Raw genomic sequence first — 19,843 nt, 5'->3', positions numbered from 1 at the left:
TGCCCGCGCTTGCGCGCGTCCTTTTGAAGCCGGCTCAGGTCGGCTTTTCAAGTCACCGTCTTAGGTCGGCTTTTCAGGTCACTTTCTCTGGCCACCTTTTCAGGCCGCCGTCTCGAGCAACGCATACACCGCATCGGGCCGCGGAATCGGTGCGACCGCGCCGTAGCCCGTGGTCGCGAGCGCGGCAGCCGCGTTCGCATAACGTGCCGCATTCGCGATCGAATCGCCGAGCGCGATCCGCGTGATGAACGCGCCGTCGAAGCAATCGCCGGCGCCGGTCGCATCGACCATCGCGACGCGATGCGCGGGGAAGTGCGTGCGTTCCCCCTCGTGCGCGACGATGACCCCGCGCGAGCCCAGCTTCAGACACACCTGCTCGAGCCCCATCGACACGAAGCGATCGAGGATCGCGTCAGGGTCGCTGAGTCCGGTCAGGATCTGTGCGTCCTCGAAGCTCGGCAAGAAATAGTCGACGTATTGCAGCGTCGCTTCGACGATCGCCTTGGCCCGCGCCTGCGGCCAGAGCTTCAGGCGGACGTTCGGGTCGTAGGCGATCGCGACGCCCGCGGCGCGTGCGCGTTCGACCGCCGCGAACACCGTGTCGCACGCGGTTTCGCTGATGGCCTGGCTGATGCCCGACACATGCAGGAATTTCGCCTGGTCGATGAGGTCGAGCGGCAGATCCTCGGGCCGCATCCGACTCGCGGCCGAACCCTTGCGCATATAGCTGAACTCATGCCCGGCTTCGCTATGCGTGACGAAATACAAGCCCGTGTGCGCATGCGGATCGATTGCGACGCCGCGCACATCGATCTGCTCCTCGTGCCACAAGTCCAGAAACCGCCGTCCGAATGCATCGTCGCCGAGCCGCGTGATATAGCCGACGCTGCCGCCCTGCCGCGCGACCACGCAGCAGAAATTCGACGTATCGCCGCCGAATCCCTGCAGAAACTGGCGCGGTTCGACCGGCGACTGATTCAATTCGAGCATCGGCTCGCCGATCGAAAGAATCGCCGGTCCGCGCGCACGCCCGACGTCGTCAGATGCGGCCATATTTCTCGATTCCCTTTTTGAACGACTTCTCGTCGATGATCAGGCGCGCTTGCTTGAGTTCGCGATCGTCGATGTCCTGTGCGAGCTTCAGCACGGCTTCGGCATGCGCGAGCGGCACCACGACGACGCCGTCGATGTCGGCCACGATGATGTCGCCCGGATGCACTTCGATATCGCCGCAGACAACGGGCACATTCGCCGCGAGCGTTTCATAACGACCGACCGTCGTGCCGGGCGTGATCGAACGCGCATAGACGGGGAATCCGTAGTCACGACGAATTTCGGTGATGTCGCGCACGCCGCCGTCGAGGATCGCGCCCGCGTGTCCGTTGGCCACCGCGCCCGCGGTCATCAAACCGCCCCATACCGCGACGTTGAGCTCGCCCGCCACCGAAATCACGAACACGCTGCCTTCGGGCGACGTGTCGATCGCGTCGAGCGCGAGCTGCGGCGGCAGCTTTTCGGTCGTCGGTCCTTCGAGGATCGTCACCGCGGGGCCCACCACTTTCTTCTCGTTGATTCGCGGCTTGATCGATTGATCCATATAGCCGCGCTTGCCCGTGATCTGGTCAATCGCGTCGGCAACCGAAGCGGTCGCGACGCCGTGAAATGCTTTGATCAAATCGACGTTTTCCATAAATGACTTTCCTGAAGGTTAAACACGCGTTAAATACGGTCCGTGTCGACGGCGTCCGTCGACACGCAACCCACAACTCGGGATCCGCATTGCATTACGCGGACTGCGTTTCCCACTTGTTGAGCCAGCTTTTGGGCAATTCGCCGCGCAGCACGCGCGCGACTTCTTCGGCGGCCTTGCGCTGAAGTTCCGCGACGGAATCTTCCGAATACCAGCCTGTGTGGTCGGAGAGCACCGCGTTCTCGCACGAGAACAGCGGATGATCGGCCGGCGGCGGTTCGCCTTCGAACACGTCGATGCCCGCGCCGAAAATGACACGGTGTTTGAGCGCGTCGACCAGTGCGGCTTCGTCGATCAATCCGCCACGCGCGGTATTGACGATGATGGTCGTCGGCTTCATGAGCGCGAGACGCCGCGCGTCGATGATCCGGCGCGTGTCGGGCGTCAGCGGCGAATGCAACGAGATGTGGTCGCTCTGCGCGCACAACGTATCGAGGTCGACCATCTCGACGCCCGGCGCGCCGCTCGCATTAAGGAACGGGTCGTACACGAGCACGCGTTCGACGCCCATGCCGCGCATCTTGCGTTCGAAGGTCCGTGCGATGCGGCCATAGCCGACCAATCCCAAGGTGCTTCCGGCAATGCGGTACATCTTTTCGCTGCGCGACACATTCCATGCGCCCGCGCGGACCGCGCGATCGCGCACGACGGTGTGCCGTGCGACGGACAACAACAGCGCAAGCGCCTGATCGCTGACCTCCTCGACGCCGTAGTCGGGCACGTTCGCGACGTAGATCGCGCGGTCGCGCGCGGCGGCCAGATCGATGTTGTCCACACCGATGCCGTACCGCACGATCGCGCGCAAACGCGTCGCGGCCTGAACGACCTGCGCATTGACGGGCGACTCGCGCACGAGGATCGCATCGGCCTCGGCGACCGCCGCGATCACGCGCGTCACGTCGCCGCGACACGGTTCGAGAATCACATCCGCATCGACAGCGTTCAGGATGCGTTGTTCGGTTTCATAGGTCCCGTATCCATCGTCGATGATCACGACGCGTTTGCGGCCACTCTGTTCCATCCACCTCTCCACGACGAGCGAGCCTAAGCCCGCGTTAACCAATGTGACCCACGTAATCCATGCGCGCATCGCGCGGGCGCGGACCCGAAGGCCCGCGCCGCCTGCTTAATGAGCCGTATAGCTCGGGCCCTTCGCTTGAATCTTCCAGATGCGGAAGTTGGGGACTGCGGGATGATCGAAGTCCATCGCGTTATCGACGAACAGATTCAAATGTCCCGATGCGAGATACAGACTGCCGTCCGGCGCCCAGCTCAGCGTGTCCGGCCACACCATTTCCGGATTGATCACGTAAGTGGAAATCGCACCTGTCTTCGCGTTGCGGAACATCAGGCCGTTCATTTCGAGGGCGGTCATGTACAGATTGCCTTCGCGATCGGCCGTCATGCCGTCCGTGTTCGACGGCAGCGTGGCGACACGCTTGACCGATGTCCGCAGCACGGCTTCGCTCGTATCGAAGTCGCGCAGCAGCGCCGTGTCGATCGAATAGAGCGTATGGCCCGACAGGTTCGTCCAGTAGAGCGTGCGCTTGTCGCCCGACAGCGCGATACCGTCGGCGCCGGTACGCATCGGCGACTTGCTCGTCACGTCCTGATTGTCGATACGGAAGTGGAAATTCGCTTCGTCGGTCGTGAAGACGGTCTGATCGAGCACGCGGCGCGCGCGGTTGTTCTTCGCGTCATAGGCGATGAGGCCGCCGTGCAAGTGATCGCAGAAAATGCCCGAGTCCGTGATGTACGCGAAGTTCTTGTCGTTATCGACGACTACGTCGTTGAGGAACGAACACTTCTTGTCCGAATCCTGATCGTTGAACTCATAGCGCTGAATCTCGCGATTGGTCTTGAGATCCCACAGCACGAGCTTCTCCGCGCCGGGCGCCGACGGCTGACCCGCGATATGCCCTTGATCGAGAATCCACATCACGTCGTTGCGGTCGATTTCGAAGCCGAGCACGGCCTGCAGCGCCTTGCGGTCGCCGACCTTGTTCATCTCGACGCTCGGGAACGGCTGCAGCACCCACTGGCCGTCCTTCTTGACGAGCTTCGACAGCGTGGCGGGCACTTCCGGGCCGCCCCAACGCGCGGTGCTCACATACATATTGCCCTTCGAGTCGACCTTGACGCCTTGAAGCAGGACCTTCTTGTAGATCTGATTGTCGTTATAGGCCTTGTCCGCCGCGGCATCGCCCGTGTCGAACGGCAGACGATTCCATTCGGCGACGACTTCCGTCTTCGGAATCGCCGGTTCGGCCGCGGCAATCGATGCGGAACCCGCGAAAAACAAGGCGCCCAATGCGGCGGCGATCTTCACGCGGCGCGACAACACCGCGCGGCCCACGAATGAAGTGATGCGTGTCGACGAAATATGACGCTGTGCGCTCATCTGTCCCCTCCTGAGGATGTCCCGATGATTCGTTGTTCGGTACGTTTTTAAATGGCAGCGGATACACGCATCGTCATCCGTCACACATCTCGCGATGTCGTCGAACGACGTGTCGAACCCGCTGAACTGATATCTTAGATATCAGTTCAGCGGGTGGCAAGTAGATGCGTGGTATATTTCGTCTCACGTCGGGACTTCCCCTATCCGCCACATCGATCACCATGAGCATCGACACGATGGCCGCGAACGCAAAAGTCGAGCGGCCCAGGTCATTGACAGCCATTGCAAAGGACAGCATCCGTCGCGCGATCGTCGACGGCGAGCTTGCGTTCGGGACTCAACTTTCGGAAAGTGCGCTTGCCTTGCGACTGGGCGTCAGCAAGACACCCGTGCGCGAAGCGCTGCTGCAACTCAAGCTTGAAGGACTCGTCGAGATTCAGCCGCAATCGGGCACGTTCGTGCTCGATCTGACCGAGGACCAGGTCCGCGAAATCTGTCGTTTCAGGGAAATCATCGAGCTTTCCGCGCTCGAACTGGCGATCCAGCGTGACGCGAAAGACCTCGCGCAACACATGCAGGCAGCGTTAAAAGTGCCCAAGGCCGTATCGTCGACCCAAGCGGCGCCGCGCGATGTCGACGCGCGGTTTCATGGCGCGATACTCGAATGCTGCGGCAACACGTACCTGCAGTCGGCCTATCAATTGATCGCGGACAAGATTCAGTCGTTGCGCTCGCGTCTGTCGAGCGACGACACGCATGTCGATGCGTGCCACGACACCCATTCGGGCATCGTGGCGCTCGTGCGTGAAGGCAACGTCAAGAAGGCGTGCGCGGAATTGCGTTCGCATATCCGCAGCACGGAAGAGTCGTACATTCGCGCGAGCCGCGGTCCGCGCGGCGCGTAGCACGCAACGCGGCCGCGCGGCGGCTTAGCCCATGAGCTGCTTGTAGTTTTGCGGCGTGATGGGCATGACGCCCGTCGAGGTCATTTCGGGCAGCGGATTGATGCCGATTGCCTGCGGATTGTTGGCGACCTTCAAGGCATTCGTGTTGAGCCAGTGCAGGAAGTGCAGGCCCGTGAACGATTCCGTGTAACTCTTTTGCGCCACGGAACCCACGACGATCCCCTCGTCGAAGAACTTGAGCATGTCGGGATTGCGGTCCATCGCAATGATCTTGACCTTGCCGGCCAGACCCGCTTCCTTGACCGCGATCGCGGCGCCCTTGCCGCTGTCGCCATCGGTGCCGCCGATGCCGACGACGCCCGGATGCGCTTGGAGCGACTGCGCATAGGCGGTCGGCGCAAACGACGGATCGGCCTTGTCGTTGACGACATCGACGACTTCGATGCCCGGATACTTCTCCTTGAACACGGCCTTGTAGCCTTCGACGCGTTCAAGCACGTTCGGCGCGGGGAACATGCCGAGAATCACCTTGCCCTTGCCGCCGATCGCCTTCGCGAGCATCTCGCCGCCGACGCGTCCCGCTGCGTGACCGTCGATGCTGATCGTCGCGACGCGCTTGCTCTTCGGTACGTCGCCCGTCAGCGTAATGACCGGAATCCCGGCTTCGACGGCGCGATTGATGCCGCCCACGAGCGCATCCGCGTCGCCCGGGAAAATCAGAATGCCTGCGGGCTTGTTCGCGACGATCTCGTCGAGTTGTCGCGCCTGGCCCGCGGTATCGAAGTCAAGCGGCCCCGTAAACGACGCCTGCACGCCGAGCAGCTTCGCCGCATCCTGCAGACCGCGCCGATGCTCGCTCCAGAACGGCACCTGGGTCACGATCGACAAAAACACATAGTTGCTGCCGGTCGCCGCCTGAGCCGCGAGCGGCAATCCGCCGCTCGCCACGGTCGCGGCCGCCGCCGCGCTCAACTTGAGCAGATTGCGCCGGCTCAAGCCGCGTTCTTCGATTTCGTCCATCGTTTGTCTCCTGGGTTTGATGGGTATGACTCAACATCAAGCGGCGCGCCGTTGCAGCACTCGGTCGAGTGCGACAGCCGCGACGAGGATCACGCCCGTCACGACCATTTGCCAGAGCGCCGACACCTGCAACATCGTCATGGCGTTATTGATGAGCCCGACGAAGACGACCCCGAGGAACGCACCGAGCACGGTGCCCGCGCCGCCGCCCAGGCGAGCGCCTCCGATGACCGCGGCCGCGAGCACCTGCAGTTCGAGTGCATTGCCCGCGGTCGGCGTGCCCGCGTCGAGACGCGAGGCGAGCAGAATCCCCGACAAGGCCGCGAGTACCGACGTCAGCGCGTAGGCGACGGTCCGGACACGATCGACGAAGATGCCCGAGAGCTTCGCGGCGTTCTCATTCGCGCCGATGTAGTACACCTGGCGCAGATAGCGTGAATGGCGTAGCGCGACATCGCCGATCGCGACGACGACGAGCATGATCAGCACGATCATCGGCACGCCGGACACCGATGCGCTGCCCACATAGCCGAACGCGTCGGGCAGGCCGCTGATCGAAAAGCCGTCGGTCAGCACGAGCGCGGCGCCGCGTGCGACGGACATCGTGCCGAGCGTCGCGACGAGCGGATTGACGCCGACCTTGGTCACGAGCCAGCCGTTCGCGATGCCGACCGCCACACCGAGCACGAGCGTCAACAGGACCGCGACGGAGATGGGCACGCCGTGCAGCATGAGCATGGCGGCGACGGTCCCCGACAACGCGAGCACCGACCCGACCGACAGATCGAAGCCCCCGGAGACGAGCAACACGGTCATGCCGACCGAGATGATCGCGGTCGGCGCGAGGCCGATCGTGAAGGCGCGGAAATTCGCGGGCGTGAGGAAGTTCGGCGAGATCACCGACATCACGATCATGATGGCGACGATCAGCAACAGAAGCGCGAGCTCGCGCGCTTTCGCGAGCGAGCGCAGCGGGTTCTTGAGCGAAGCGGCGAGACGCGTGTCTCGAATCGGATGCAAGGGCGCGGTCATGACAGTGGATGTTCAGCGTCGGAGAATGAAATGCGCGCGGCGCCGACCGCGCAGCGCATGATGTCGTCTTCCGTGGCTTGCGCCGCGGAGAGGTCGCCGGACAAGGCGCCTGCATGCATCACGAGGATCCGGTCGCACAGTCCGAGCAACTCGGGCAGATCGGACGAGATCACGAGGATGGCCATGCCCTGCTCGGCGCGATCGCGAAGCAGCTTGTGAATATCGAGCTTGGCGCCGATATCGATGCCCCGCGTGGGTTCATCGATGATCAATACATGAGGATCGGTCAACAGCCATTTTGCGAGCAGCACCTTCTGCTGGTTGCCGCCCGACAGGCGACCGACGGGCTGCTGAATGTCGCGCGATCGGACATTGAGGCTGCGGCGCTGCGCCTCGGCGACTTCATCGCGTCGCGCATACGCGATCATGCCGCGATGCGCGAATCGATCGAGCGACGCCGCGATCACGTTGTCCGCGATCGACTGCTCGAGAAACAGCCCCTGCGTCTTGCGTTCGGCCGGCAGATACGCAATGCCGAGCGCCATTGCATCGTGAATCCCGCGCAGATGGCGCTTCGCGTTGTCGATATGAAGTTCGCCCGCGCTCGGCGCCTGCACGCCGGCCAGCACCTGACCGAGTTCGCTGCGGCCGCATCCCGCGAGTCCGGCCAGACCGACGATCTCGCCACGCCGCAACGTCAGATCGATGTCGTTGAAATGCGGCGCATGGCTCAGCTTGCGCGCCTCGATCGCGGGCAAGCCGATCCGCGTCGCGCGGGGCAACTGGGTCGACGCCATCTCGCGTCCGACCATCTTCCGGACCACGTCGTCATGCGTGGTGTCGGCGGTCTTCATCGTGTCGATCCGGCGTCCGTCGCGCAGCACGGTGATCCGGTCCGACAAGCTGAAGATCTCGTGCAAGTGATGGCTGATATAGACGAGCCCGATGCCGCGCGCCTTGAGGCGCGCGATCACGCCGGACAGCGCTTCGACTTCATCGGGGGTCAACGCCGACGTCGGCTCGTCGAGAATCAGCACACGCGCATCGAGCGACAACGCCTTGGCGATTTCGACGAGCTGCCGCGTGCTCGTCGGCAAACGATCGACGGGCGTGCGCGGATCGACATGCACGCCAAGCGTCGCCAGCACGTCGCGCGTCGCATCGTGAAGCTGCTTCCAGCGGATCAGCCCGCGCCGCACGGGAGCGCGATTCGGGAAGACGTTTTCGGCGACGCTGAGCTCGGGCATCAGGCTCAACTCCTGAAACACGGTCCCGATGCCCGCGAGCTGCGCCGCGCGCGGATTGTCGAACTGCACGGGCGCGCCGTCGATCGTGACCGAACCCGTATCCGGCGACACGACGCCGGACAGGATATTCATCAACGTCGACTTGCCGGCGCCGTTCTCGCCGACGATCGCATGGACTTCGCCCGCGAGCAGATCGAAGCTGACGGCGTCGAGCACCTTCGTGTCGCCGAACGACTTCGAGATCCCCGTGACGGACAGGAGCGGCGCTTGCATGATCAGATGCGGCCGAATTCGGCGAGCAGGTCTTCGACGGTCTTGCCGCGGCCGACCCACTCGCGCGTCTTCTGTTCGCGCTCGGCCTGTTCGGCCGCGAGATCGAGCAACGCCTCGGCGCGCGCGAGCGGCACGACGACGACGCCGATCGTGTCGGCCACGATGAAATCGCCGGGCGAGACGAGCACGCCGCCGCATGCGATCGGCACGTTCAGCGAGAGTTCTTCCTTGCGTTGCGAGAACATCGTGTGCGTGCCGCGCGGCGTGATGCCGCGTGTCCAGATCGGCCAGTTGATGTCTTCGAGTTCGTCGATATCGCGGCCCGCGCCGTCGACGATCATCGCGCGAATGCCGCGATTCTTCGCGAGACCGCCCATCAAGCCGCCGCACACGGACGTGTCCGTGTCGCCGCCCGCATCGACGACGATCACGTCGCCGGGCTGACCCATTTCGAGCGCCTTGAGCGGATCGACGAGATCTCCGCCCGACAGTTGGACCGTCAAGGCCTGGCCGACCACCTTCGCCTTGAATGCGGGCTTGATCGACGCGCTCATGACGTTCTGCCGATACATGACGTCGGCGAAGATGCACGAGATCGAATAGCTCGGCAGCAAGGCATCGAAACGCGCGAGAAGATCGGGACGTCGTTCGAAATCGTTAAAGACTTTAAGCATCGCTTACGCCCCGGTGGTGTGAGCCGGCTGGTTCACGGGATTGTTCGGCTTCTGACCCGACAGCACGCGCGCCACTTCCGACGCGGCGATTTCACGCGCCTGCTGGATCGACTCTTCCGAGTAGTACGCCGAGTGCGGCGTCACGATCACGTTCGGCAACCCGAAAATCGGGTTGTCGTTCGGGGACCACTGCTTGCGCTTGGCCGGCTCTTCTTCGGGATCGTCGAGCCCCGCGCCCGCCACATGACCGGATACGAGCGCGCGATAGAGCGCGGCGTTATCGACGGTCGGACCGCGGCCCGTATTGACGATGAACACGCCCGGACGCATCGCGGCGAATTCGGCATCGCTCAGGAAGTGCCGCGTTTCGGACGTCATCGGCACCTGCACCATCAGATAGTGCGCATTCGCGAGCAACGTCGCCTTGTCGACGCGCACGGCCCCATGCGACGCGACGAATTCGTCGGTCACATAGGGGTCGTACACGATCGTCTCGACACCGAACGGGCGCACGCGCGCGGCGATCGCGCGACCGATCGGGCCGAACGACACGATACCCATCGTGCGTCCCTTGACCCGATGCACCGGCGCGCCCGACTGCCACTTCCAGACGCCCGAATGCGTCGCGCGGTCGTACTGGGGCAACTTGCGCAACAGCGAAAGCCAAAGCGCGACCGCGTGATCCGCGACCTCTTCGGTGCAGTAGTCGCGCACGTTCGTGACTTGAATGCCGCGCCGCGTGGCGGCGTCGACGTCGACGATGTCGACCCCGACGCCATAGCGCGCGATGACCTTGCATCGCTGCATGACGTCGATGGTGCGTGCGCCGACGCGCGCGTACTGGTTCATGATCGCATCGCAGTCTGCTGCATGCTCGAGCAGCTGATCCTCGCTCTTGGCCTGCAACGCCACGACTTCAGCGCCGATTTTTTCGAGGATGCCGCGCTCGATATCGACATTGCCGTAGTCGTAGTCCGTGATGACCACTTTGAATTTCGCCATTTCGGTGTCCGTGCGTGTTCTTGTATTTGCGCGCCGTGCTTAGTAAGCGCCGGCCGAGTACGTCAGTTCGTACGAGTGGCTGTACAACTCGACGATGTTGCCGAACGGGTCTTCGCAATAGACCATGCGGTACGGCTTCTGACCCGGGTAGTAGTGACGGACCTTTTCCATGCGCTGGCGTCCGCCGTGCTGCTCGATGAGCTTGATGCGCGCTTCGAGATCGGGATCCTGGACGCAGAAATGGAACAGGCCCGGACGCCAGTATTCGAACGGACGGCGCTCGTCGGTCGTCTTCGGAAACTCGAAAATCTCGATGCCGATGCGATCGGCCGTCGCCATATGGGCGATCCGGAACGAACCCCAGCCCGGACCGAACACGTCGTCGCACATCACGCCGATCGCGCTATCGTCCTGCTTGATCTCGGTCGGGGCCATGATCAGATAGAGGCCCAGCGCCTTCGTGTAGAAATCGACGGCCTTCTCGAGGTCCGGGACCGTGATGCCGATGTGCGAAAAGCTGACGGGTGCTGACATTGCAAGACTCCTGGTGAAAAAACAAAGAATGAAAAGGGATCGCGGTCACGCGCTCTTGCCGCCCACGAGGCGCGACACGCCATGGCCGAGTTCGCCGCGCCACATGTCGACGCCGACGGCCGCCACGATGATCACGCCAATCACGACGTTCTGCACGGAAGGGGGCACCGCGTTGAGGTTGAGCCCGTTCTGCACGACGACGATCGTCATCGCGCCGAATGCCGTGTTCACGATATGGCCGCGTCCGCCGTTGAGGCTCGCGCCGCCGATGACCGCGGCGGCGATCGCCGACAGCTCCATGCCGACGCCGTAGTTCGGCGAGCCCGAATTCAAACGCGCGCTCATGAGCACGGCGCCGATTGCCGCGGCAAGGCCCGCGATCAGAAACGCGAGCAGTTGCGTGCGGCGCACATGAATGCCCGACAGACGCGCCGCGTTCACATTGCCGCCCACGGCATAGATCGAGCGGCCCGGCGCCGTGTAAGTCAGGAACGCATAGGCGATGCCGTAGAGCACGACGACATAGATCAGCGGCAGCGGAATGCCGAAGAGCGTGCCGTAAAACAGGCGTTCAAGATCGGACGACACCGAGAACACCGGCGACCCGTTGTTGAATGCGAACGCGATGCCGCGATAGGCCGACAATGCCGCAAGCGTCGTGATGAACGGTGGAATGCGCAGGTAGGCCGACAAGAACCCGCAGACGCCGCCGAGCACAATGCCGAGCACCAGCACTAGGACGATCGCCACACCGAGCGGCACGCCCCAGTTCCGCACCATGAGCGCGAAGACCATCGTCATCAGCGCGATCGCCGAACCCGGCGAGAGATCGATGCCGCCGCTGACGATCACGATCGTCGAGCCGATGGCCACGATCGCGACGATCGACACCTGCAAGGCGAGATTCGACAGATTGCCGAGGTCGAGGAAGCGTGGCGTCGTCAGCGCGACCAGCAGGCTCACGAGCAGCAATGCGACAAGTGGTCCGACCAGCGGACTCGAAAGACGGCTCTTCGTTTTCATACGATGCTCAACTCAATGGAATGAACGGGCGCGGCGCCCGCTTCGGACTCGCCCCATACGCCGCGCTGGCCCGCCTCGCGCAACTCGGCGGGCGTACGCTGCGCGACGAGACGGCCGTGGCGGATCGTGCAGACGCGATCGCTCATCGCGACGAGCTCGTCGTAGTCCGACGAGATCAGAATCACGCCCTTGCCCGCGGCCGTCAGTCGATTGATCAATCGATAGACCGCGATCTTGGCGCCGATATCGATGCCTTGCGTCGGTTCATCGAGGATGAAGACGTCGGCATCGGCATGCAGCCAGCGCCCGATGACGACCTTCTGCTGGTTGCCGCCCGAGAGCAGTCCCACGGTTCGATGTTCGGCATGCGGGCTCAATTCGAGTTCGCGCAGCAGTTCGCGGCACTGCTCGCGCTCGCGCGCGGGATGCAGCGTGCCGTACCGGCCCAGACGCCGGAGATTGGCGATCGAGATGTTGGGAAAGCCCGTGAAATTGAAAAACAGACCGTCGCTCTTGCGGTTTTCGGGGACCAGGGCGATGCCCGCCGCGATCGCGTCGCGCGGGTGCCGAAGACGCAGCGGTTCGCCGCGCAGCACGATCTGTCCCGCCTTCAGACGATCGAGCCCGAAGATCGCGCGCGCGATCTCGGTACGCCCCGAGCCGAGCACGCCGCCCAGGCCGAGCACCTCGCCGCGATGCAAGGTGAAGCTCACGTCGCGCACGCGATTGTCCGTCGAGATCGAGCGTGCTTCGAGCAGCACCTCCGTGCGCGCATTGCGCTCTTTCGGATAGTGCTCGCCGACGTCGCCGACCATGCACTTGACGATATACGGAATGTCGATCTTCGACTGCGCCGCGCTCGATACGACCTGTCCGTCCTTGAGGATCGTGGCGACATCGACGAGCTCGACGACTTCGTCGAGCCGGTGCGAGATGTAAAGGATCGCGCGGCGTTCGGCCTTGAGCCGCTTCAGCAATCGATGAAGCACGTCGATTTCCTCGACGCTCAGCGCCGTCGTCGGCTCGTCTAGAATGATCAGACTCGCGTCGGCGGCGAGCGCTTTCGCGATCTCGACGAGTTGCTGCTGCGCGACCGGCAACGATGCGACTTCCGCATCGACGTCGAGCTCGACGGCCATCGATTCAAGTACGCGGCGCGCCGATTCGCGCATCGCCGCCCAATCGAGCTTGCCGCCCTTCGTCGGCGGACGGCCGAGATAAATGTTCTCGGCCACGCTCAACGCGCCGACGACCGAGAACTCCTGAAACACCGTGGAAACGCCGAACTCGCGCGCCGCGCTCGGACTGCTCAGCACGACCGGTTCGCCATGGCGCAGCAACCGCCCCGAGTCGGGCTGATGCGCGCCCGACAAGGTCTTGATCAGCGTCGATTTCCCGCTTCCGTTTTCGCCGAGCAATGCGTGGATCTGTCCCGCGTGGAGCTGCAGACAGATGCCGTCATTGACCTTGACGCCCGCGTAGGCCTTCGTGACATCGACGACTTCCCAAAGAGGTGGACTCGTGTTCATGCGTTTCACCGGCTGACTCGGATTCGCTCAAATTCGCTCAATACGCCTTCGAGGGCTTCGGATAGAGGCTGGCCGGATCCTTGAGGATCGGCAGCACATTGGTCTTGTCGACGATCTGCGCCGGCGTTTCGACAAAGCCGCCCTTGTACTTGTGGGACAGCACGTCCATCGTGACGTCGAACGCCGTTTCGCCCATCTGGAACGGTGCGGTATTGACCGTGGCCGTCACCGTGCCCGCGGCGATCTGTTCGAGGCCCGCGGTGTCGCCGTCGTTGCCGAGCAGCATGACCTTCGAGCGGCCGAGCGCCTTCGCGGCTTGCGACGTGCCCATGATCATGTAGTCGTTGGCCGCGAAGATGACGTCGATGTCGGGGTTCGCCTGCAGCATGTCCATCGCGGCCGTGTTGCCGCCTTCGACGTTCCAGTTGCCGCTGAGCGTCGACACGATATTGATGCCGGGCTTGCCCTTGACCGCATCGAGGAAGCCGCCGACGCGCTCGGTCGAGTGATAGCCTTCCTGGCCTGCGATCACGCCGATCTTGACCGACTTGGCGGGCATGTGCGCGAGCAGGTAGTCGCCCATCAGATGCGTGCCCTTGCGCTGCGAATAGCCGACGACCGCGTGCACGGGGGTCGGGAAATCGAGAATGTCGGAGTTCACGATGACGACCGCGATCCCCTTCGCGACGGCCTGTTTGACGAGCGGCGCGGCGGCGGCTTCGTCGTGGGTCGACAGGATGATGGCGTCGACCTTGCGCGTGATCGCGTCCTGGATCATCCCCATCTGCCCGTTGATGTCCGCGCCCGATTGCGGCGCGAGCATGAAGGTATTGACGCCTGCCTTGGCGGCCTTGGCCTTGATCCCCTCACCGATCGCGATGTAGTAGTTGAACTCCGTCGCGGGCGGCATGTACGCAATCGTGTATCCGCCGGACTTCGAGGGCAGCTTGCCGATATCCGCTTGCGCCGTCGGCTTGAGCGGCTGCGGCGCGGGATAGTCGGCGGCGTGCGCGATGACCGTGGACACGGCAAACGCGGCGGCAATCGCTGCACGGGCGAAGATCTTCATGGGTTGTCTCCTGCTTTTATTGGACTGTCGATGTTGAATGGACGTCGCGTCAGCCGGCGAAGGACGGGTCGGCAAGACCTCGCACGCCGGGCCGGATCGCGAAAAGCGCACCCGCGAGCGGATCGCGGGCCAACTGCTCCGCGCTCGACTGCAAGCGCGATGTCGTGATGAACAGCGTGTCGAGCTGCTCACCTCCGAATGCACAACACGTCGGCTTGATGGTCGGCATCGGGATCACACGATCCAGCGTGCCGTCGGGCGCGCGACGCTCGACCCGGCTGCCGTTCCACACGGCATTCCATACATACCCTTCGGCGTCGACGCACGAGCCGTCGGGAAGTCCGCTGCCCTCTTCGAGTTCGTAGAGGGTTCGACGCGCATCGAGCGTGTCGTAGTCGAAGGCCTCGACGCGGCGCGTCGCGCTGTCGGCGAAGTACATCGTCGATCCGTCGGGACTGAAGCAGATCGAGTTCGCGCATGCGACGCCCGTGAAGAGCGGCGTCACCGAGAAATCCGCTTCGAGACGGCAGACGGACGACACCGGCTTGCCGTCGCGCTCGTCCATACCGCCCGCGACGAGACGTCCGGCACGATCGGTCCGGCCGTCGTTCAAGCGTGTCTGCGGCAGATCACTTTCAAATGCCACGATCGGATCCCACGACGCGATACGCGGATCCCATGCGACGAATCCGCTCGCGGCGCCGAGCACGAATCCGCCGCCGCTGCGCGGCGCGAAACAGCAAATGCGCTCCGGCATCGCATGACGCTTCGACTCGCGCGTGACGGGATTCAACGACCACAACAGCTTGCTTTCGATATCGGTCCACCAGAGCAAGCCGTCTTCCGGATTCCAGAAGACGCCCTCGCCATGGTGATTGCCGGCGTCGACGGCCACGCTCAGTGACGCATCGACGATTTGAATACGGTGCCCTGCTTCGTTGAGAACCATCCTCGCCTCTCGGATTGGCATATGACATCTGGTACACCAGTTAGTCTAGGCAGATCTGAGGAGAGAACCATCCGGGTTTACGCTTTATTTTTTATTTATCAGGCATAAACCAATAATTCCTCATCCCATATGATCGAACAACTGGTACACCAGTTCCAGATCATGAGCAGAATGACACGATCGCCAACGAGGAGGCGAGAGCACGCGTCAGGCAAGACCGATTCAGGACGAAAGGCGCTCAAGTACGAGAATCCCACATTGTGCGAGGGACAAAGCCGGGTAATTTTCCCTGCGGCGCCGAAACCATGGAAGACACCGATCTTCATTTTTACCGGCTTCACCGGTATGATCCAGGCATCTGGTATGGCAGATTATTTATCATGGAACCGATCAAACGGGCTGCATCGCTGAAAGACTCGGTCGCCGACACGATTCGCATGTCGATCGTGACCGGAGAACTGGCGCTGGGCCAGCCGCTGTCCGAACGCACCCTCGCCGAAAGGCTCAATGTGTCGAAGACGCCGGTTCGTGAAGCCCTCGCTCAACTGCGTCTCGAAGGCCTCGTGCATGCGTATCCGCAACGCGGCGCCTTCGTCTTCACGCCGAATCGCACGGAAGTCGTCGAGATGTGCGAGCTGCGCCAGGCGCTCGAAGCGGCCGCGCTAAAGATGGCGATCGAACGGCATCCCGATGATGCGAAACGCGCGCTCGAAACCATCGTGCATCGCATGGAAGCCGCGCTCGGTCACGAGGATCGACGCGCCTACCTCGCCGAAGACACGCAGTTTCACCAGGCGCTGTTCATGACGTGCGGCAACGGCCTGCTGATGCGCACGTACGAGATGCATGTCGGCAAGATTTCCGCGCTGCGGACCCATCTCGCGCAACGTCAGGGACATACCGCGCTGTCGTTTGCGGAACACAAGAGCATCCTGCAGGCCGTCAAGGATCGCGACTCGGAACACGCGCTCGCCATTCTCGACACGCATATCGCGCGAACGCGCTTGAGTTATTCGGCCGAAGTCGAGCGCTCGAACGACGCGCAGTCAAACGATTCAGACGATTCGAAATCCGCCGGTTAGTCGCCGGTTATTCGCCGCTTAGTCGATCAATACGCATCCGTCGGTGAATGCGACCGCGAAGCCTGCTGCCGCACCGCATGGATATTCATGCGCCGCGAGACATCGAATGCCTGCCCTCGGTCTCCGGCGCGTCCCCCTTTCGAGGAGTCCGTCATGCCCGATATCGACGACCGTTCGCCGATGACCCCGTATCAGTTGCCGTTTCCCAAAGAGGCGCAAAAGGAGATCGTCGTGCCGTTCGCGATCCCGACCGACGAGCGCGTCTGGGTCCCGCAAGCGCCCAACGTGAGCTTCCGCCCGCTCTGCCTGAACGCGTCGCAAGGGTATTGGATGAACCTGCTGCGCGTGCGCAAGTCCGGCGTGCTGAGCCGGCATCGCCATCCTCAGGGCGTGCACGGCATGGTCCTCAAGGGACGCTGGCGGTATCTCGAACATGACTGGGTCGCGACGGAAGGCAGCTACGTCTATGAGCCGCCCGGCGAGACGCATACGCTCTACGTCCCCGAAGACGTCGAAGAAATGATCACGTATTTCCAGGTCAACGGCGTCATGTTCTATTGCGACCCGTACGGCAATTACACGGGCTATGAAGACGTCTTCACCAAAATCGACATGTGCCGCAAGCACTATGCGGCCGTCGGTCTCGGCGAAGACTACGTCGACCAGTTCATTCGATAAGTACACGAAGCGGACACAGATACCATGACATTTGAAGCTCATCTGCTGGCCGGCAAGATCGCGCTCGTGACGGGAGGACACTCCGGCATCGGCGCCGCCATTGCAAACCAGCTTGCGCAGCTCGGCGCGCACGTCACCGCGGCGGGCTTGCCCGCGCCCGCGCACGTTCCCGATGCCTTGCGTCCGGACGTGCACCGCCGAGAACTCGACGTCCGCTCGACTGACGACGTCAATCAGCTCGTCGGCGGCTTCGAGCGGCTCGACATCGTCGTCAATTGCGCGGGCGTGATCCGGCGCGGCGACGAACATTCGCCGGACGTCTTTGAAAGCGTGCTCGACATCAACCTCAACGGCACGATGCGCGTGTGCTCCGCCGCGCGGCCCTTGCTCAAGGCCGGTGCGGGCTGCATCGTCAATACGGCTTCGATGCTGAGTTTCTTCGGGGGCGGTCTCGTGCCCGGCTATAGCGCGAGCAAAGGCGCGGTCGCGCAACTCACGAAATCGCTTGCGATCGCTTATGCGTCGGATGGCATTCGCGTCAATGCGATCGCCCCGGGATGGATCGCGACGCCGCTCACGCAGGCGCTGCAGGACGACGGCGAGCGGTCCAAGACGATTCTCTCGCGCACTCCGCTCGGCCGCTGGGGCAATCCCGACGAGGTCGCGCAGGTGGCGGTGTTTCTCTGTACGCCCGCGGCGTCGTTCATGACGGGCGCGATCGTGCCGATCGACGGCGGGTATCTGATCGCGTAAGCGATGCACGCGGCGCGCGTCGAGGCTCGGCCTCGCGCCGCATTCGGTGCATTCGGCGCACGCGGTGCATCCGTCGCATCGCGACGCCGCGCGATCCGTTTCGATCGTCAGGCGTGCGGTGCGGCGACCGACTCGCGCGTCACGAGACTGCACTCGATCTTCGTGACCGGATAGTGCCGCCGATCACGGGGCTGACGCTCGGATTCCTGCAGATGTTCGACAGCCCAGCGCCCCATCGCGCGATGCGGCAGCACGCACGTCGTGAGCTTGGGACGCAGATGACGCGACACGTCTTCATCGTCGTAACCGACGACCGACACATCGTCAGGCACGGACAGCCCCGCTTCACGCAACGCATCGTAGCAACCGAGCGCCGTGCGGTCGTTCTGGCAAAAGATCGCGGTCGGCGGATGCGGCAGCGCGAGCAGGCGGCGCGTGGCGTCGTAACCGCCCGTCGTCGACCAATCGCCTTGCATGACGAGACTCGGATCGAACGGAATATCGGCGGTCGCCAACGCGCGCCGATAGCCTTCGAGGCGACTGCTCGCGGCATCCATCCACATCTCGCCGACGATCGTCGCGATACGGCGATGCCCGTGTTCGATCAGATGGCGCGTGGCCGTCTGGCCGCCCGCGATCTCGCTCGGAATGACCGACGCGAACGCATGGTCCTGCGTATAGCAGTTGAGCAGCACGACGGGAATATCGAGCGTGTACAGCATCGGATGCGGCCGAAGCTCGCGCGTGATGATCGTCATGTAGATCAGCGACGTCGCGCCGAGCGACAGCAGCGTTTCGATCGCCTTGGGTTCCATGACGGCGTCCGAGCCGGTCTGCGCCGAGACGAGCACGCGGCCCGTGCGCCAGGCTTCGTGATGCGCGCTGTCGATCGCGATCGCGGCTTCGGGACTCGTCGCGATCTGATCGACGAGAAACCCGATCGTCCCGTCTCCGGCCGGCTGCGGGGAGGGCTGTTGTTCGAGCGCGCGGAACGTGGTCGCCGTGTAGCCCATCGCCAAGGCGATCTTGACGACGCGCTCGCGCGTCTCGGGCGAGATTTTCACGCCGTCGACCCCATTGAGCACGAACGAAACGGTCGCCTGCGAGCATCCGGCTTCGCGCGCCACGTCGACCATCGTCACGCGCCGGCCCTTGCGCCGTACGGCGCCCGGCGCGGGCGGCGAGGCAGACGGTGGAGCAGACGGTGAAGCGGGCAGCGAAGCAGACTCTGAAGCCGCCTGTGAAGCGACTTCGGGCTTCGCGCTGTCGTCGGCAGCTTTTCTTCCCATGAGAAAAGGGTCGGTGATCGAAAAGCTTAGGATTGTAGCGTCAGGCCGCGCGCGTCGAGCGGCGTCATTCGAGATTCGTGTGGTTCGCGCGCATCTGCGCGTCGCCGACGCCGAGCTTGGCCTTGAGACGCAGGATTGCGATCTCGAACAGCACGAACAAGCTGCCTTCGAAGATCGAACCCATCGGCAGGATCGACGTCACTTGATCGCCCTGGTCGTCGGCCATGGTCTGCGCCGGTACGACGACGACGTCGGTCGCGGCGGCCGGCACCGATCCCGCCGGCTGCGCGGTGATGACCAGCACGCGAGCGCCCGCGCGACGCGCGACCTGCGTCATCGTCAACGCCGTCGGCAGTTCGCCGGGACCGGCCGTGACGAGCAGCAGATCCTCCGGTCCGAGGGCCGGCGTCGTCATGTCGCCGACGACGGACACCGAGCGGCCCAGATGAAACAGCCGCATGGCAAAGCCCTTGATTTGCAGGCCTTCGCGCCCGCAACCGAAGACGGCCACGTGACGCGCCTGCGCGATGCGTTCGATAAGTCGCTCGATATCGTCGTCGCGGATCCGGGTGACGGTGCGGCCGAGTTCGGCGAGGGCGGCTTCGAAAAGAGAATGGGAGGTGGACATGGGGA

Annotated in this window: 20 protein-coding genes; 4 read left to right on the top strand and 16 right to left on the bottom strand. The window is 63.4% G+C overall.

Annotated features, from left to right (window positions below):
• Positions 1-99: 99 nt before the first annotated feature.
• The 4 genes from D7S86_RS18130 to D7S86_RS18115 form a co-directional block, all read right to left on the bottom strand.
• The gene (locus tag D7S86_RS18130; protein ID WP_121088272.1) at positions 100-1,053 is read right to left on the bottom strand and encodes a sugar kinase; all 954 of its coding nucleotides are present in this window, start codon (positions 1,051-1,053) and stop codon (positions 100-102) included.
• Positions 1,040-1,690, bottom strand: a complete 651-nt coding sequence (locus tag D7S86_RS18125; protein ID WP_121088271.1) for an RraA family protein — start codon at positions 1,688-1,690, stop codon at positions 1,040-1,042. Before D7S86_RS18125 ends, D7S86_RS18130 begins: the two co-directional genes overlap by 14 nt.
• A 94-nt stretch (positions 1,691-1,784) precedes the next feature.
• Positions 1,785-2,771 carry a C-terminal binding protein gene (locus tag D7S86_RS18120; RefSeq protein WP_121088270.1) on the bottom strand — a complete coding sequence of 329 codons (987 nt, stop codon included), beginning with the start codon at positions 2,769-2,771 and terminating at the stop codon, positions 1,785-1,787.
• 105 nt (positions 2,772-2,876) lie between these two features.
• Positions 2,877-4,151, bottom strand: coding sequence for a major royal jelly family protein (locus D7S86_RS18115; RefSeq protein WP_240648259.1), 1,275 nt, complete (start codon positions 4,149-4,151; stop codon positions 2,877-2,879).
• Between the two features lie 221 nt (positions 4,152-4,372).
• On the opposite strand from D7S86_RS18115, the gene D7S86_RS18110 reads away from it, so the two are divergent.
• Complete coding sequence (locus D7S86_RS18110; RefSeq protein WP_158602018.1) at positions 4,373-5,056, top strand: GntR family transcriptional regulator; 684 nt, start codon at positions 4,373-4,375, stop codon at positions 5,054-5,056.
• 24 nt (positions 5,057-5,080) lie between these two features.
• Here the strand turns inward: D7S86_RS18110 and D7S86_RS18105 are convergent, their stop codons facing one another.
• The 10 genes from D7S86_RS18105 to D7S86_RS18060 are packed head-to-tail and all read right to left on the bottom strand — an operon-like array spanning position 5,081 to position 15,408.
• Positions 5,081-6,076 carry a substrate-binding domain-containing protein gene (locus D7S86_RS18105; RefSeq protein ID WP_121088377.1) on the bottom strand — a complete coding sequence of 332 codons (996 nt, stop codon included), beginning with the start codon at positions 6,074-6,076 and terminating at the stop codon, positions 5,081-5,083.
• A 36-nt stretch (positions 6,077-6,112) separates the two neighbouring features.
• The gene (locus D7S86_RS18100) at positions 6,113-7,108 is read right to left on the bottom strand and encodes an ABC transporter permease (protein WP_121088268.1); all 996 of its coding nucleotides are present in this window, start codon (positions 7,106-7,108) and stop codon (positions 6,113-6,115) included.
• Positions 7,105-8,628, bottom strand: a complete 1,524-nt coding sequence (locus D7S86_RS18095; RefSeq protein WP_121088267.1) for a sugar ABC transporter ATP-binding protein — start codon at positions 8,626-8,628, stop codon at positions 7,105-7,107. The genes D7S86_RS18100 and D7S86_RS18095 overlap by 4 nt, the downstream gene beginning before the upstream one ends.
• 2 nt (positions 8,629-8,630) lie before the next feature.
• Complete coding sequence (locus tag D7S86_RS18090; protein ID WP_121088266.1) at positions 8,631-9,302, bottom strand: RraA family protein; 672 nt, start codon at positions 9,300-9,302, stop codon at positions 8,631-8,633.
• A gap of 3 nt (positions 9,303-9,305) precedes the next feature.
• Positions 9,306-10,304, bottom strand: a complete 999-nt coding sequence (locus D7S86_RS18085; protein ID WP_121088265.1) for a C-terminal binding protein — start codon at positions 10,302-10,304, stop codon at positions 9,306-9,308.
• Positions 10,305-10,343: 39 nt separating this feature from the next.
• On the bottom strand, positions 10,344-10,838 hold the full coding sequence (locus D7S86_RS18080) for a lactoylglutathione lyase family protein (RefSeq protein ID WP_121088264.1): 495 nt from the start codon (positions 10,836-10,838) through the stop codon (positions 10,344-10,346).
• 45 nt (positions 10,839-10,883) lie between these two features.
• Positions 10,884-11,861, bottom strand: coding sequence for an ABC transporter permease (locus D7S86_RS18075; protein WP_121088263.1), 978 nt, complete (start codon positions 11,859-11,861; stop codon positions 10,884-10,886).
• Complete coding sequence (locus D7S86_RS18070) at positions 11,858-13,390, bottom strand: sugar ABC transporter ATP-binding protein (protein ID WP_121088262.1); 1,533 nt, start codon at positions 13,388-13,390, stop codon at positions 11,858-11,860. Before D7S86_RS18070 ends, D7S86_RS18075 begins: the two co-directional genes overlap by 4 nt.
• A 37-nt stretch (positions 13,391-13,427) precedes the next feature.
• Complete coding sequence (locus D7S86_RS18065; RefSeq protein WP_121088261.1) at positions 13,428-14,459, bottom strand: sugar ABC transporter substrate-binding protein; 1,032 nt, start codon at positions 14,457-14,459, stop codon at positions 13,428-13,430.
• A gap of 49 nt (positions 14,460-14,508) precedes the next feature.
• On the bottom strand, positions 14,509-15,408 hold the full coding sequence (locus D7S86_RS18060; protein ID WP_121088260.1) for an SMP-30/gluconolactonase/LRE family protein: 900 nt from the start codon (positions 15,406-15,408) through the stop codon (positions 14,509-14,511).
• 380 nt (positions 15,409-15,788) lie between these two features.
• On the opposite strand from D7S86_RS18060, the gene D7S86_RS18055 reads away from it, so the two are divergent.
• The 3 genes from D7S86_RS18055 (at position 15,789) to D7S86_RS18045 (ending at position 17,921) form a co-directional block, all read left to right on the top strand.
• Positions 15,789-16,490, top strand: a complete 702-nt coding sequence (locus tag D7S86_RS18055) for a GntR family transcriptional regulator (protein ID WP_158602017.1) — start codon at positions 15,789-15,791, stop codon at positions 16,488-16,490.
• Positions 16,491-16,643: 153 nt separating this feature from the next.
• Complete coding sequence (locus tag D7S86_RS18050) at positions 16,644-17,168, top strand: 2,4'-dihydroxyacetophenone dioxygenase family protein (protein ID WP_121088258.1); 525 nt, start codon at positions 16,644-16,646, stop codon at positions 17,166-17,168.
• 24 nt (positions 17,169-17,192) lie between these two features.
• Positions 17,193-17,921 (top strand): SDR family NAD(P)-dependent oxidoreductase, encoded by a 729-nt coding sequence (locus tag D7S86_RS18045; RefSeq protein ID WP_121088257.1) that lies wholly within the window; start codon positions 17,193-17,195, stop codon positions 17,919-17,921.
• A 107-nt stretch (positions 17,922-18,028) separates the two neighbouring features.
• On the opposite strand, the gene D7S86_RS18040 is transcribed toward D7S86_RS18045, so the two are convergent.
• Positions 18,029-19,210 (bottom strand): LacI family DNA-binding transcriptional regulator, encoded by a 1,182-nt coding sequence (locus tag D7S86_RS18040; RefSeq protein WP_205962842.1) that lies wholly within the window; start codon positions 19,208-19,210, stop codon positions 18,029-18,031.
• Between the two features lie 64 nt (positions 19,211-19,274).
• Positions 19,275-19,838: an SIS domain-containing protein gene (locus tag D7S86_RS18035; RefSeq protein ID WP_121088255.1), complete on the bottom strand. Its 564-nt coding sequence runs from the start codon at positions 19,836-19,838 to the stop codon at positions 19,275-19,277.
• Between the last annotated feature and the right edge of the window lie 5 nt (positions 19,839-19,843).

Origin of the sequence: Pararobbsia silviterrae (assembly GCF_003628125.1) — a bacterium.
Taxonomy (GTDB): domain Bacteria; phylum Pseudomonadota; class Gammaproteobacteria; order Burkholderiales; family Burkholderiaceae; genus Pararobbsia; species Pararobbsia silviterrae.
The sequence above is the reverse complement of the archived record's forward strand: the minus strand, read 5'-3'. Positions and strand labels throughout refer to the sequence as shown.